Source organism: Luteibacter yeojuensis (assembly GCF_011742875.1).
Lineage (GTDB): Bacteria > Pseudomonadota > Gammaproteobacteria > Xanthomonadales > Rhodanobacteraceae > Luteibacter > Luteibacter yeojuensis.
On the sequence record NZ_JAAQTL010000001.1, the window covers coordinates 2,545,238 to 2,557,621 of the forward strand.

A 12,384-nucleotide genomic window follows, 5' to 3' on the forward strand; every position below is an offset into this window, starting at 1 on the left:
AAAGGGACATGGCGTGTCGGCGACGCATGACGGAATTCCGTCAGCAGACGACCGAAGGGGACGCCATGCCATTGAGGCTCAACGGAATCTGCTGTGGCTCAACTCAAATACATGTTGCAACAGGCGTTCGAACGGTCGCAGGCTCCCTCGAGCTTCGCGCCCGACCCGGCTTCGATGGGGCGCTTCCTGGATGCCTGCCACCGCCGCCGCTACCCGGGGAAGACGGCGATCATCCGTCCTGGCGACCCGGCCAACACGCTCTACTACGTGGTGGACGGCTCGCTTGCCGTCTGTACGGAGGACGAGGAAGGCCGTGAGCTGATCCTGGCCTACATCAACCGTGGCCAGTTCATCGGCGAGATGGGTCTCTTCGTGGAGCAGGCGCAGCGCGAGTCGCTGGTGCGCACCCGCACGGCCGTGGAAATGGCCGAAATCAGCTATGAACGGCTCTTCCAGCTGCTGGAAGGCCCGTTGGCCGCCGAATGCCCGAAGTTGCTCTTCGCCATCGGCTCGCAGCTGACCCACCGACTCCTGCGCACGTCGCGCCAGGTCAGCCGCATGGCGTTCATGGACGTGACGAACCGGGTCTCGCGCACCCTGCTCGACCTCTGCCAGGAACCGGATGCGATGACCCATCCGGACGGCACCCAGATCCGCATCTCGCGCCAGGAAGTGAGCCGCATCGTCGGCTGCTCCCGCGAAATGGTGGGCCGGGTGCTCAAGCAGCTCGAGGAAGAGCGAATGATCGACGTGTCCGGCAAGACGATCGTGGTGCGCGGCACCCGCTGAGGCGCGACGGCCCGGAGCAGGCTCAGCTGCCCCGGTACAGCATGTAGACGTCGGCCCGCTCGTAATGCGAGCCGGGCCGGATGGACGACTGCCGGACGAAGCCGGCGCGCTCGTACATGCCGATCGCGCGATCCAGCCGGCTGTTCGACTCCAGGAACAGCTCCTTGCCGCCACGCCGGCGGTATTCCGCGATGGCCGCATCGAGCAGCGCACGGCCGGCACCCAGCCCGCGGAAGTTCTCGTCCACGCCCATCTTCGACAGCTCGAAGACCCCCTCGCTTTCGCGTATGAGGGCGCAGGTGCCGATGACCTCACCCGCGTAGAGGGCGAAGAAGATGGCGCCGCCCGGCGCGACGATCTGGCCCTCGGGATCGGCGAACAGCGTCCGGTCCACGCCTTCCACCCGGAAATGACGCTCGAGCCACTGCTGGTTGAGCCGGCGGAAGTGATCGCGCAAGGCGGGGTCGAACGGCACCACCTCGACGCCCGCGCGGGTGAGCGCTTCGCGCTGGTCGAGAATGGCCGCCACGAGTGGCCGCTCGCGCAAGGCCTGCTCGCAGTCGTCGATGGCTTTCAGCATGGTGAGCCCATGCGGTCCCAGGGAATCCGCCATGCCGCGGCGGATCGCAAGCCATACCGGCCCGAGGGCGCCGAGTGCCCGCTCGCCCGCGTCGGTGAGCGCGAGCACGCTGCGGCGCCCATCGTGCGGATCGCGCCGCCGCACCACCATGCCGGCGTCCACGAGCCGATCGGCAAGCTGGCTGACCGCGGAATGCGTCTGGCCGATGGCCAGGGCCATGTCGGTGACGGTGGTGGGGCCCACGTCGCGGAGATAGCGCATCACCGGGAACCAGCGCGACTCGATACCGGCCCCGCAGGCGCGGTAGACCTCGTCGACGGCCGTGTAGAACTGGTCGCTCAGTGCCTTGAGCCGACTGCCGAGCGCCAGCTCGCGCAGGGATGAGAGGTACATCGGTAATCTCGCCGTGTGTGGTGGATGAGGCTAGCCGTGGCGCGAGGCCGCGTGCAAGCGCCAGAAGTCGCCCTTCATGCCCCCGTGCCGTCCACCTCGTATATGGTGGTCGCCGGATCCACCGGAGGACGAGAAAACCATGGACTGGAGCCAGTTCCTGATCTTCGTCGGCGTCGGCCTGCTGGCGCAGATGATCGACGGCGCGCTCGGCATGGCCTACGGCATCGTCTCGAACGCGGTGCTGCTCGCGTTCGGCCTGCCGCCGGCGGTCGCCAGCACCACCGTGCATACCGCCGAAGTGTTCACCACCGGCGTGTCGGGGGGTGCCCACGCCCTGTTCGGCAACGTGGACTGGAAGGCCTTCCGCCGTCTTGCCATACCGGGCGTCATCGGCGGCATCCTCGGTGCGTGGTTCCTCGCCAGCGTACCGGGCGAGGCGCTGAAACCTTTCGTCTACGCCTACCTCCTGATCCTCGGCGTGGTGGTGCTGGTGCGTGCGGCCGGACGCGTGGTGTCCCACCATCGGGTGCGCCACAAGGGAGTCCTCGGCTTCTTCGCCGGCCTGCTCGACGCCATCGGCGGCGGTGGCTGGGGCGCGATCGCCACGTCGACCCTGCTCGCCCGTGGCGGCGCGGTCAGGCAGACCATCGGCACCGTCAGCGCGGCGGAATTCGTCGTCACCATCGCCATCTCCACGACGCTGGTGGCCCACATGGGCGTCCAGCACTGGCCGATCGTCCTCGGCCTGCTGGTGGGCGGCATGCTCGCCGCGCCGGTGGCCGCCTGGCTGGTGCGTCACCTGCCGCCGCGCTACGTGATGACGGCAGTGGGCTGCCTCATCGTCGGCATCAGCCTCTACCAGCTCGGCCGCTATCTGCTGGGCTAGTACCAGTACACCGCTTCGAGTTTGCCGGCGAGCAGGCGGCTGGCCTTCTTCAGGGTCTTCGGGGAAGGATTGACCAGGCGCGCCGCATCGGCCGCCTTCAGCATCGGCACGTCCGACAGGGAGTCGCCATAGGCGACGGCCCAGGGCCGTGGAATGCCGGCGCGGTCGAGCGTGCGCACCTTGGCATGGTGGACGTTGTGGTTGACGAAGCGCATGCCGAACAGACCCATGCGGGCCTGGGAGGCCACCAGCTCGCAACCCCCGAGGTTCACTTCGTCGAGCATCGCCTCCACCATTTCCTGTTCGTTGCCGGTGACGATGACGACGCGGTCGCCGGCATCGACGTGGCGGCGCAAGGTGACGACGGCGTCGCGGCAGAACACGCCCGGGCGCCGCGCGTACGTTCGCCCGAACGCATTCATCAAGCGCCGGCATCCCGCCTCGCTGCGGCCGAACGTGACCACGCGAAGGAAGACGCGTCCGAGGAACCGGTTCCCGGCGACGCTGCCGATGAGGACCGGCACGAACGGTACGAGCGGAAGCGCCAGCAGCACACGCCAGCGTCCGAGGCCGGAAAGGCGCTGGCGATAGAACAATTCCAGCGTCTGGTGGCGGACGATCACGCCATCGAAATCGAACAAGACGACGCGTCTCGCGCCGGCGGCGGTGTCTTCGACGACCGCCGCGTCCATCCCCTGATCCATGCGTTCCTTACGACTTGTGTGCGGCGCTGTGCGGACGAACGCCGAACAGCTTCTGCAGTTCCGCGCCCGGATCGGCCGCGCGCATGAAGGCCTCCCCCACCAGGAACGTGTGGATGCCCGCCTCGCGCAGCTTGCGCACGTCTTCCACCGTGTGGATGCCCGATTCCGCGACGATCGCCGTTTCCGGGCCGACGCGGTCCTTCAGCCTGAGCGAGGTGCCCAGGGATGTCTCGAACGTGCGCAGGTTGCGGTTGTTCACGCCGATCAGCGGCGCAGGCGTGCCGAGGGCGATCTCGAGCTCCTCTTCGTTGTGGACTTCCATCAGCACGTCGAGGTCGAGTTCCGCGGCAAGCAGGGAAAGCTCGGTGAGGCGGCTCTCGTCGTAAACGCGATCGCCGTCCGGCTCCTTCTGCGCAAACGCGGCGACGATCAGCAGGATGCAGTCGGCGCCGATCGTGCGGGCTTCGTACACCTGGTATTCGTCGATGATGAAGTCCTTGCGCAGGATCGGCAGGCTGCATGCGGCACGCGCCTGGCTCACGAAATCCTCGTGGCCCTGGAAGAAATCGGCATCGGTGAGCACCGAGAGGCAGGTGGCCCCGCCGCGCTCATAGCTGCGCGCGATGATGGCGGGATCGAAGTCCTCGCGGATCAGGCCCTTGCTTGGGCTCGCCTTCTTGATTTCAGCAATGACCGCCGGATCGCCGTCGTGCAGGCGCGCATCGATGGCGGCGACGAAGCCCCGCGTCGGTTCCAGGTCGGCGATGCGCGCGGCAAGGTCGTCGAGCGTACGCTTGCGGCTGCGCTCCGCAATCTCTTGCACCTTGCGATCCAGGATGCGATGGAGGATGTCGGACATCGGGGAGTTCCTTTGGTAAGGCCGGGGACTGGGGAGCCCCGACCATATCAGGCACCGAGCCGCTGCGTCTCGGCCACGAATGCGGTCATTTTCGCACGGGCCGCACCGCTCGCAATGGTGGCGCGAGCGAGGTCGATGCCCTCCTGTATCGATGGCGTGACATCGGCCGTATAAAGGGCCGCGCCGGCGTTCAGGCAGACGATGTCCTGGGGCACGCCCGGCACGCCCCCGATGGCGTCGAGGAGCATCGCCTTCGAGCCCTCCGCGTCGTCCACCCGAAGATTGCGGCTCGACGCCATCGAGAGGCCGAAGTCCTCCGGCTCGATCTCGTACTCGCGCACGACACCGTCGCGGAGTTCGCCGACCAGCGTCGCCGCCCCCAGCGATATCTCGTCCATGCCGTCGCGGCCCCACACCACCATCGCATGGCGGGCGCCCAGCGCCTGCAGCACGCGAATCTGGATGCCCACGAGATCGGGATGGAACACGCCCATGAGGATGTTCGGGGCGTCGGCGGGATTGGTCAGGGGACCGAGGATGTTGAAGATGGTGCGCACCCCCATCTCCCTGCGCACCGGCGAGACCACCTTCATCGCGGGATGATGGTTGGGCGCGAACATGAAACCGATGTCCACCTGCTCCATGCACACCGCCACCTGCGCCGGCAGCAGGTCGATGCGCGCGCCGAGCGCCTCGAGCACGTCCGCGCTGCCCGACTTGGAGGAAACGCTGCGGCCCCCATGCTTCGCGATGCGGGCACCCGCGGCGGCCGCGACGAACATGGACGCCGTCGAAATATTGAACGTCGAAGCACCGTCGCCGCCGGTGCCCACGATGTCGAGGAAGTGCGGATGGGGGCCCACCTCGACCTTCGACGAGAGGTCGCGCATCACGCGCGCGGCACCCGTGATCTCGCCGACGGTTTCCTTCTTCACCCGCAGACCGGTGAGGATCGCGGCGGTCATGAGCGGGCTCACGTCGCCGCGCATGATCTGGTGCATCAGCTCGATCATCTCGTCGTGGAAGATCTCGCGATGCTCGATCGTGCGCTGGAGCGCCTCGGAGGCAGTGATGGGCATGGAACGCGGACCCTCAGGCGGCGAGCGGCAGCGGCATGCCGAGGAAATTGCGGAGCAGGTCGTGACCGTGCTGGGTGAGGATCGATTCCGGATGGAACTGCACGCCCTCGATGTCCAGCGTGCGGTGGCGCAGGCCCATGATCTCGTCGATGGAGCCGTCCTCGCGCTCGGTCCAGGCGGTGACTTCCAGGCAGTCGGGTACCGAATCCTTCTCCACCACCAGCGAGTGGTAACGCGTGGCTTCGAACGGATTGGGCAGACCGGCGAAGACCCCCTGGCCGCGGTGCCGCACCGGCGACGTCTTGCCGTGCATGATCTCGCGCGCCCGGACGACCTTGCCGCCGAACACCTGGCCGATGGCCTGATGGCCCAGGCAGACCCCGAAAATGGGCAGCTCGCCCGCCAGCTCGCGCAGGATGTCGATCGACACGCCCGCGTCGTCCGGCGTGCCCGGCCCCGGCGAAATCATGATCCGCGAGGGCGCCAGCGCGCGGATATCCGCCACGGTAAGCGCGTCGTTCCGTACGACCTTGACCTCCTGCCCCAGCTCGCCCAGGTACTGGACGAGGTTGAAGGTGAAGCTGTCGTAGTTGTCGATCATGAGGAGCATGGCATCACCAAGCCGTTGTTTTACAACCAAAGAGGCGGGAAAGCATCGCATGGCCGGACGGGGGCATGCGCCATCGCGCCAGCCGGGGGAGCGGGCATTATCCATTGAAAACACATTCTGCATCGACACGGTTGAGGGACGGCCGCCCGCGCCCCATGCTGAGGAGGTTCATCCCCCACAAGGACCCTCCATGGAACACCGTCAACTCGGCCGCTCCGGCCTCAAAGTCCCCGTCCTCAGCCTGGGCACCGGAACCTTCGGCGGCTCGGGCGAATTCTTCGAACGCTGGGGCTCCACCCAGGTGGCCGAAGCGAAGCGCATCGTCGACCTGTGCCTCGAGCACGGCCTCAACATGTTCGACACGGCGGACATCTATTCGCGCGGCATGGCCGAGGAAGTGCTCGGCGAAGCGCTCAAGGGGCGCCGCGACCAGGCCCTGATCGCCACGAAGTCGACCTTCTCGATGGGCGACGGCCCGAACGACAAGGGGTCGTCGCGCTACCACATCGTCCGCGCCTGCGAGGCCAGCCTGCGCCGCCTGCAGACCGATCACATCGACCTGTACTTCATGCATGGCTTCGACGCGCTCACGCCGGTGGAGGAAACCCTGCGCGCGCTCGACGACCTGATTTCGAGCGGCAAGATCGGCTACATCGGCGCCTCCAATTTCTCCGGCTGGCACCTCATGAAGTCCCTGGCCACCTCGGAGAAGTACGGCCTCGGCCGTTACGTGGCCTACCAGGGCTACTACTCGCTCATCGGCCGCGATTACGAATGGGAGCTCATGCCGCTGGCCCTCGACCAGGGCGTGGGCACGATGGTGTGGAGCGCGCTCGGCTGGGGCCGCCTCACCGGCAAGATCCGCCGCGGCAAGGCCGCCGACACCGGCCGCATCGCCTCGGGCGGTGCCGTGGGTGGGCCGCCGGTGGACGACGAAAAGCTTTACGACATCGTCGACGTGCTCGATGCCATCGCGCAGGAGCGCGGCAAGACGATCGCGCAGGTCGCGCTGAACTGGGTGCTCAGCCGTCCGTCGATTTCGAACATCGTCATCGGCGCACGCGACGAGACCCAGCTCACGCAGAACCTGGGCGCTGTCGGCTGGACGCTCACGCCGGAGGAGATCGCGCGCCTCGACACCGTGAGCCAGACCACGCCGCCATATCCTTACTGGCACCAGAAGGGATTCGACGAGCGGAATCCGAAGCCCACGACCTGGTAATCCCGCGGGGGAGCGCATCGACGCGAGCCTTTCGCGCCGGTGCGTTCCCGATGCCCTTGCCGCGCCGCCAGGCACCATGGTCCGTGGCGAACGCGTTTTCTTGCGAGGGCGGGCTGAAAGGATTTCGCCAGAGGGCCGGTCACCCTTGGTTGAATCCGACCCAAGAGCACCGACGATGACCGCACCCCCGGCCGGCCGCCGACTGGCCTCCCTGCTGTTCGAACGTCCCTCGCGCTTCTCGCATTGGGCTCCGCTTGCCATCCGGCTCGTCGTCGGCGGAGGCTTCATGCAGCATGGCTTCGCCAAGCTGCTGCGCGGTCCGGACATGTTCGCCGGCATCCTCGCCGCCATCGGCGTACCGGCACCGGAACTGATGTCGTGGCTGACCGTGGCCATCGAGATCCTTGGCGGGCTGGCCCTGGTCATCGGCGCCTTCGTCACCCTTGCCGCCATACCCATGATCGTCGTGTTGCTGGTAGCCACGTTCACCGTGCACCTGCCCTATGGCTTCAGTTCGATCAAGCTGATGTCGGTGCAGAACGGTGTCGCCCACTTCGGCCAGCCGGGTTACGAGTGCGACCTGCTTTACCTTGCGGGCATCGTCGCGTTGATGCTTTCCGGGGCCGGGCCCTGGAGCGTGGACACGCTGATCGCACGGCGAATGCATCGCGCGACATAGTCCGTGCGATGCAAAAAAAACCTGGGTATCGTGGAGAAGCGCCGAGAAATGAACCCTATGGCACGGTGGCTGTCTTCGAAGACCTCTACGGCAACGGCTGGGACCTGATCCAGCCGGCCTGACCCAGGAAACGACCATGAGCGAAGCACGCATCCGGATCGCGGTCCTCGACGATTACCAGCAGGTGGCGATGCGCAGCGCCGACTGGTCGCCTCTCGACGGCCGCGCGGACATCACCGTCTTCCACGATCACGAGGCGGACCACGAGGCACTGGTCCAACGGCTGCAACCGTTCGACGCCATCTGCGTCATGCGCGAGCGCACGCCGATGACAGCGGCACTTATCGCCGCCCTGCCCCGCCTGCGCCTCATCGCCTCCACCGGGCGGGGCAATGCCTCGATCGACCTCGACGCAGCGGCCGCGCGCGGGGTGGAGGTGGTGCACACCAACTACGCTTCCACACCGACCATCGAGTTCACCTGGGCCGCCATCCTCGGCCTGATGCGCGGCATCGCCACGGAGGCGGCATCGGTGCGCGCCGGTGGCTGGCAGGTCGGGCTCGGCTCGGAACTGCGCGGCAAGACGCTGGGCATCCTCGGCCTGGGTCGCATCGGTTCCAAGGTGGCGCGCATCGGCCAGGCCTTCGGCATGCAGGTGATCGCCTGGAGCCAGAACCTGGAGGAAGAGGCAGCGAGTGCGCTCGGCGTGCGACGGGTTTCGAAGCACGAACTGCTCGCCCATTCGGACGTGCTGACCATCCATGTCCGCCTGAGCGAGCGCACCCAGGGCCTGATCGGCGCGGCCGATCTTGCCGCGATGAAACCCACGGCAAGGCTCGTGAACAGCTCGCGCGGCCCCATCGTGGACGAGGCCGCGCTGGTGGAAGCGCTACGCTCGGAACGCCTTGCCGGCGCGGCCGTCGATGTATTCGACGAAGAGCCGCTTCCGGACGACCACCCCTTCCGCACGCTGCCGAATGTGCTGGCGACCCCCCACATCGGCTATGTCACCGAAGAGATGTACCGCACCTTCTACGGCGACACGGTACGCAACCTCGTGGACTGGCTGGACCGCCAGCGCACCTGAAGCCTCGGCCGATCAGGACGAGGCGACCTTCTTGTGCTCGTCCTCGTCGCTATCGTCATCGTCGCTGTGCTTGGGCTTGATCGTCATGAGCTCGAGCGGCTTGCCATTATCCAGCCGCACCTTCCACCCACGCTGCAACTCGGCGAGTTCGTTGAGCCGCGGGCAGATGGCCTTCGTCTTGGCTTCGAGCGCATGGGACCGCTTGTCCATTTCGCGATCCATGGTCTTGTCCAGCGACTCAGCGCGTGCCTGCAACGCGGCGACCTTGGCCGAATCGCCCGAAAGGGCCGCCGACACCGCGCCGGACGTGACCGAACCGACCAGTTCGCCCACGGAATCCGAGACCGAACCCGCGAACGTCTCGGTCATGCGATTGGCCGACCAGTGACCGGCGCCAATGCCTTCGTCGATCTCGCGCAGTGCCTGGGCCTGCTTGCGCTTGAGCTTCTCCAGCATGCTCGCGCGCTGGTCGCCGTCGGCGAAGGTCAGGGTGACGCTGGTCATGGCCGAGAAGCCCATCTGCACGCCTTCCCGGGCGATCTCCGCCACCTGCGGGAACAGCTTGCGCACGCCGTCCTCGTAGCGGCGCAGGGCTTCGGCGTCCGAACGCGACACCGCCATATCCTTGCCGTCGACACGCAGGGCCCCATCGTGCAGGAAGATCTTCGCGGGCTCGCCATCGGTGCGATGGAAGGAGAGCCCCGCGGCGGTCAGGTCCACGTCGTACGGGGTGGAATAGTCGTGATCGCAGGTATCGGTGCTGAAGCCGACGGTCCTGGCCTGCCCGGCAGCGGCCGCGACGGACAGCACGAGCACGGCGGTGCCGGCAATGAACGGATGACGCATGGTCCTTCTCCCCAGGGTTGGCGCGTGTGGGATGCGCCCGGGCACTCCAGGGTTTAAGCCGATCGTGTGCCGGAAGCATGGGCGGTTGGTCACACCCTGACTTCCGGCAGGGGTCAGGAGGACAGGCCGCGCTCGCGGGCGTACTCGGAAAGCCGGCTGTCGTGGTCGATGCCGAGCTTGCGCATGGCATCGCGTTTCTGCCGGCTCACCGTCTTCACGCTACGACTCAGCCGTTCGGCGATCTGCGAGATCGACATGCCGCTGACATACAACCGCACCACTTCGATCTCCCGCGCCGACAGTCGGACGACGTCGGGGGCGCGCAGCACGCAGGCTTCGTCGAACTGACGGCGTATGGAGTCGCTGAGATAGGGATAGCCGGCCGCGGCAAGGCGAACCGCCACCGCCACTTCGGTGAGCGGCGACCGCTTGTCGCACAGGCCCAACGCCCCGCGCGTACGCATGGTCTGCAGCACCGCGACGTTGTTCACCATCGTCAGCACCACAACGGGCAGGCGCGGGTAGCGGCGACGCATGAGGTCGATCAACGACAGGCCGTCGCCGTGGCGGCCGCCGGGCATGGAGAAATCGGTAACGACGACGTCGCAAGGACGCGATGCGAGGAGATCGACGAGCTGGTCGCTGTTGGCGGCTTCGCCAACCACATCGATATCGCCTGCTGCCTCGAGCGCCGCACGGGTTCCCATGAGGACCACGGGATGATCGTCGGCAATGATCGTGCGCAGAATCATGTCTTTCCTCGCCGGCGCAAGTTGCACCCGCCGTCCGTGAGATGTGTCGCTCGTCGTACGGCGCGCAGGTTACCGTAAACGTCCGCGCGTGTTCGGAGGAGCGCTGCAGTGCGATTGAGATTGCGGGTCATTCCGTACCGCGTCCGTCGCGCAACGACGACCATCGGGCACCGACATCCCTGCCTGGATGCTTCTGACGACGGAGCGACTCGAATGCAGAAGTTGTCTACGCCTCCCACCTACGCGATGTCGCAGGCACGCCGGCGGAAAAGAATGCTGAGCATTTGCTCAAGAAAAAAGATTCGAATTTTCAGACTTGTCTTATTCTCTCGCCACCCTGAAGCAAGTCATCCTGTTCGGATCACGCCGTCATGGCCTATGCCGGACAACTCCATGCTTCCGCACACCATCGAGTACCACATTGCCCGCATGGGCGACGCCTGGGGCATCTTCCGCGAAGGCATGCAGCTCGCCGTGCGCCGGGACCCGGCGGACGCCATCGCCTTCGCCAATTATTTCGCGGACAGGGAAACCCTCATGTCTCCGCATCCGGTACGCGTGTCGGGGGACAACCAATTGCACCGCACGCTGCACGACCTGCGCACGGCGGCCTGAACGCGCCGGATCGGGAATCAGCGCCCCGCGGCACCGCCCAGGTTGGTCATGTCCAGATGCAGCAGACGCAGACGCGCGATATGCCGACCGACCATCACGCGATCGCCGGAGGTCGCCTCGAGACGAAGGAAGGCGTCGAGCAGGCGGCGCTCCATCTGCTCCAGCGTGCGGATGTAAGTCACATCGGGGTCATGGGAAAGCTTCGCGGAGGCGTCCATCATCGTCCGCCGCATGCCGCTCATGGCGCCGCCCGCCGTGGCCGGACGACCGCCGGTGGCGCTCACCTGGTCCTGCAGTTCACGAGCGATCGCGGTGAGCGAATCGGCGGACTCCTGGAGAATCACCTTCAGACCGGGCTCGCGCACACCGCGGGCGGCCTGGCGATAAAGGTCGCGATCCGCGATCACGCGCTTTATCAAACCGTTAACGACGCGATTCGAAGTGCTTTCCATGGGGCGGACCTTAGTCCCGTGGCACTTAGCCTGCGCTAAACGCGAAGGATGCCGGTCAGCGCGCGGTCATTCGCCGGACTCGATCAGGTTCAACGGCCGACCCGAGGAATCGCGAAGTCCCGACTGCAACTCCTGGAGCTCCCGGATCGAGGGGCAAAGCGCCTGGATCCGGGGCCGCAGCGCGGCTTCCACGCGTGCCACGACGCGCGCCTGGCCACCCGTCGACACCGTGGCGACGCGGTCGCGCAGGGCTGCCGCGCCCTGGAGGTCGCCGTTCATCGCCAGCTGCATGGCTTCCCCGCCGACCTCGTTGGCGAACAGCGGGGCCACGTCCCCCACGATTTCCTGGGCATAGGCGCGCATGGCGTCTTCCTGCCAGTCGCGGGTGCTCTGGCTCGTGGCGATGCGGCGCTTGATGTCCGCGACGCGGCCGTTCAGCACCCTGTCGAGCTCGCCGCTGGCGACGGCCTGCGGGGCGGCGGTGGCCGCCTCGTCCCGCACGGCCCGCGCCGCGATGTCCACACCGTCGTTCGCGATGGCCTTGGCCTTGGGAACGAGGACGCGAACCTGGCGTTCGAACAGCGCCACGCGGTCCTGCTCGTCCGGCCGAAGCGCCACCGGCCTGCCGTCCGTGGCGAGGGCACCGTCATGCATGCGGACCGTGCGTGGCGCGGGCTCGGCCCGGTCGAACACCAGGGCGTCCGGGCGGACGGTCAGGTCGTAGGTGCTCGCGATGCGGCAGGTGGTGGCCAGGTCCTGGGCGGACGCGCCGCCGGCAAGACAAAGAAGGACGGCAAGGACAGTGGGACGTGGGCTCATGGCTGTTCGATA

The 12,384-nt window shown here is 66.9% G+C and carries 15 protein-coding genes; 6 read left to right on the forward strand and 9 right to left on the reverse strand.

Annotated elements, in window-relative coordinates:
* Window positions 1–111: 111 nt before the first annotated feature.
* Complete coding sequence (crp, locus tag HBF32_RS11650; RefSeq protein ID WP_193570481.1) at window positions 112–789, forward strand: cAMP-activated global transcriptional regulator CRP; 678 nt, start codon at window positions 112–114, stop codon at window positions 787–789.
* 22 nt (window positions 790–811) lie between these two features.
* On the opposite strand, the gene HBF32_RS11655 is transcribed toward crp, so the two are convergent.
* Entirely contained in the window at window positions 812–1,762 is a 951-nt protein-coding gene (locus HBF32_RS11655; protein WP_166699782.1) for a bifunctional helix-turn-helix transcriptional regulator/GNAT family N-acetyltransferase, read from the reverse strand.
* 139 nt (window positions 1,763–1,901) lie between these two features.
* On the opposite strand from HBF32_RS11655, the gene HBF32_RS11660 reads away from it, so the two are divergent.
* On the forward strand, window positions 1,902–2,648 hold the full coding sequence (locus HBF32_RS11660) for a sulfite exporter TauE/SafE family protein (protein ID WP_166699783.1): 747 nt from the start codon (window positions 1,902–1,904) through the stop codon (window positions 2,646–2,648).
* Here HBF32_RS11660 and HBF32_RS11665 read toward each other — a convergent pair.
* The 4 genes from HBF32_RS11665 to HBF32_RS11680 are packed head-to-tail and all read right to left on the reverse strand — an operon-like array spanning window position 2,645 to window position 5,900.
* Window positions 2,645–3,352, reverse strand: coding sequence for a haloacid dehalogenase-like hydrolase (locus HBF32_RS11665; protein ID WP_166699784.1), 708 nt, complete (start codon window positions 3,350–3,352; stop codon window positions 2,645–2,647). The two genes, HBF32_RS11660 and HBF32_RS11665, sit on opposite strands and share 4 nt — an antisense overlap.
* A gap of 7 nt (window positions 3,353–3,359) precedes the next feature.
* Complete coding sequence (gene trpC / locus HBF32_RS11670; RefSeq protein WP_166699785.1) at window positions 3,360–4,211, reverse strand: indole-3-glycerol phosphate synthase TrpC; 852 nt, start codon at window positions 4,209–4,211, stop codon at window positions 3,360–3,362.
* A 47-nt stretch (window positions 4,212–4,258) separates the two neighbouring features.
* Window positions 4,259–5,290, reverse strand: a complete 1,032-nt coding sequence (gene trpD, locus HBF32_RS11675; protein WP_166699786.1) for an anthranilate phosphoribosyltransferase — start codon at window positions 5,288–5,290, stop codon at window positions 4,259–4,261.
* Window positions 5,291–5,303: 13 nt separating this feature from the next.
* Window positions 5,304–5,900 (reverse strand): anthranilate synthase component II, encoded by a 597-nt coding sequence (locus tag HBF32_RS11680; RefSeq protein ID WP_166699787.1) that lies wholly within the window; start codon window positions 5,898–5,900, stop codon window positions 5,304–5,306.
* A gap of 190 nt (window positions 5,901–6,090) precedes the next feature.
* Between HBF32_RS11680 and HBF32_RS11685 the strand changes: the two genes are divergently transcribed.
* From HBF32_RS11685 to HBF32_RS11700, 3 genes are all read left to right on the forward strand, one after another.
* A complete protein-coding gene (locus HBF32_RS11685; RefSeq protein WP_166699788.1) occupies window positions 6,091–7,122 on the forward strand; it encodes an aldo/keto reductase in 1,032 nt (343 codons plus the stop codon).
* A 175-nt stretch (window positions 7,123–7,297) separates the two neighbouring features.
* A complete protein-coding gene (locus HBF32_RS11690; RefSeq protein WP_166699789.1) occupies window positions 7,298–7,801 on the forward strand; it encodes a DoxX family protein in 504 nt (167 codons plus the stop codon).
* A 136-nt stretch (window positions 7,802–7,937) separates the two neighbouring features.
* Window positions 7,938–8,888 (forward strand): D-2-hydroxyacid dehydrogenase family protein, encoded by a 951-nt coding sequence (locus HBF32_RS11700; protein ID WP_166699790.1) that lies wholly within the window; start codon window positions 7,938–7,940, stop codon window positions 8,886–8,888.
* Window positions 8,889–8,900: 12 nt separating this feature from the next.
* Here HBF32_RS11700 and HBF32_RS11705 read toward each other — a convergent pair whose 3' ends face one another.
* Window positions 8,901–9,734, reverse strand: coding sequence for a DUF2884 family protein (locus HBF32_RS11705; protein ID WP_166699791.1), 834 nt, complete (start codon window positions 9,732–9,734; stop codon window positions 8,901–8,903).
* 113 nt (window positions 9,735–9,847) lie between these two features.
* Window positions 9,848–10,486 (reverse strand): response regulator, encoded by a 639-nt coding sequence (locus tag HBF32_RS11710; RefSeq protein WP_193570354.1) that lies wholly within the window; start codon window positions 10,484–10,486, stop codon window positions 9,848–9,850.
* 393 nt (window positions 10,487–10,879) lie between these two features.
* Here HBF32_RS11710 and HBF32_RS11715 point away from each other — a divergent pair, with 393 nt between their 5' ends.
* Entirely contained in the window at window positions 10,880–11,101 is a 222-nt protein-coding gene (locus HBF32_RS11715) for a hypothetical protein (RefSeq protein WP_166699792.1), read from the forward strand.
* A 17-nt stretch (window positions 11,102–11,118) separates the two neighbouring features.
* Here HBF32_RS11715 and HBF32_RS11720 read toward each other — a convergent pair whose 3' ends face one another.
* On the reverse strand, window positions 11,119–11,553 hold the full coding sequence (locus HBF32_RS11720) for a PA2169 family four-helix-bundle protein (protein WP_166699793.1): 435 nt from the start codon (window positions 11,551–11,553) through the stop codon (window positions 11,119–11,121).
* 66 nt (window positions 11,554–11,619) lie between these two features.
* The gene (locus HBF32_RS11725; protein ID WP_166699794.1) at window positions 11,620–12,372 is read right to left on the reverse strand and encodes a DUF2884 family protein; all 753 of its coding nucleotides are present in this window, start codon (window positions 12,370–12,372) and stop codon (window positions 11,620–11,622) included.
* Window positions 12,373–12,384: the final 12 nt, after the last annotated feature.

Excerpts from the sequence above, each read along its gene's own strand:
- HBF32_RS11710 (WP_193570354.1), bottom strand. The coding sequence starts at position 10,486 with ATGATTCTGCGCACGATCATTGCCGACGATCATCCCGTGGTCCTCATG.
- HBF32_RS11680 (WP_166699787.1), bottom strand. The coding sequence starts at position 5,900 with ATGCTCCTCATGATCGACAACTACGACAGCTTCACCTTCAACCTCGTC.
- HBF32_RS11715 (WP_166699792.1), top strand. The coding sequence starts at position 10,880 with ATGCTTCCGCACACCATCGAGTACCACATTGCCCGCATGGGCGACGCC.
- HBF32_RS11655 (WP_166699782.1), bottom strand. The coding sequence starts at position 1,762 with ATGTACCTCTCATCCCTGCGCGAGCTGGCGCTCGGCAGTCGGCTCAAG.
- HBF32_RS11660 (WP_166699783.1), top strand. The coding sequence starts at position 1,902 with ATGGACTGGAGCCAGTTCCTGATCTTCGTCGGCGTCGGCCTGCTGGCG.
- trpD (WP_166699786.1), bottom strand. The coding sequence starts at position 5,290 with ATGCCCATCACTGCCTCCGAGGCGCTCCAGCGCACGATCGAGCATCGC.
- HBF32_RS11705 (WP_166699791.1), bottom strand. The coding sequence starts at position 9,734 with ATGCGTCATCCGTTCATTGCCGGCACCGCCGTGCTCGTGCTGTCCGTC.
- HBF32_RS11690 (WP_166699789.1), top strand. The coding sequence starts at position 7,298 with ATGACCGCACCCCCGGCCGGCCGCCGACTGGCCTCCCTGCTGTTCGAA.
- HBF32_RS11685 (WP_166699788.1), top strand. The coding sequence starts at position 6,091 with ATGGAACACCGTCAACTCGGCCGCTCCGGCCTCAAAGTCCCCGTCCTC.
- trpC (WP_166699785.1), bottom strand. The coding sequence starts at position 4,211 with ATGTCCGACATCCTCCATCGCATCCTGGATCGCAAGGTGCAAGAGATT.
- HBF32_RS11700 (WP_166699790.1), top strand. The coding sequence starts at position 7,938 with ATGAGCGAAGCACGCATCCGGATCGCGGTCCTCGACGATTACCAGCAG.
- crp (WP_193570481.1), top strand. The coding sequence starts at position 112 with ATGTTGCAACAGGCGTTCGAACGGTCGCAGGCTCCCTCGAGCTTCGCG.
- HBF32_RS11665 (WP_166699784.1), bottom strand. The coding sequence starts at position 3,352 with ATGGATCAGGGGATGGACGCGGCGGTCGTCGAAGACACCGCCGCCGGC.
- HBF32_RS11725 (WP_166699794.1), bottom strand. The coding sequence starts at position 12,372 with ATGAGCCCACGTCCCACTGTCCTTGCCGTCCTTCTTTGTCTTGCCGGC.
- HBF32_RS11720 (WP_166699793.1), bottom strand. The coding sequence starts at position 11,553 with ATGGAAAGCACTTCGAATCGCGTCGTTAACGGTTTGATAAAGCGCGTG.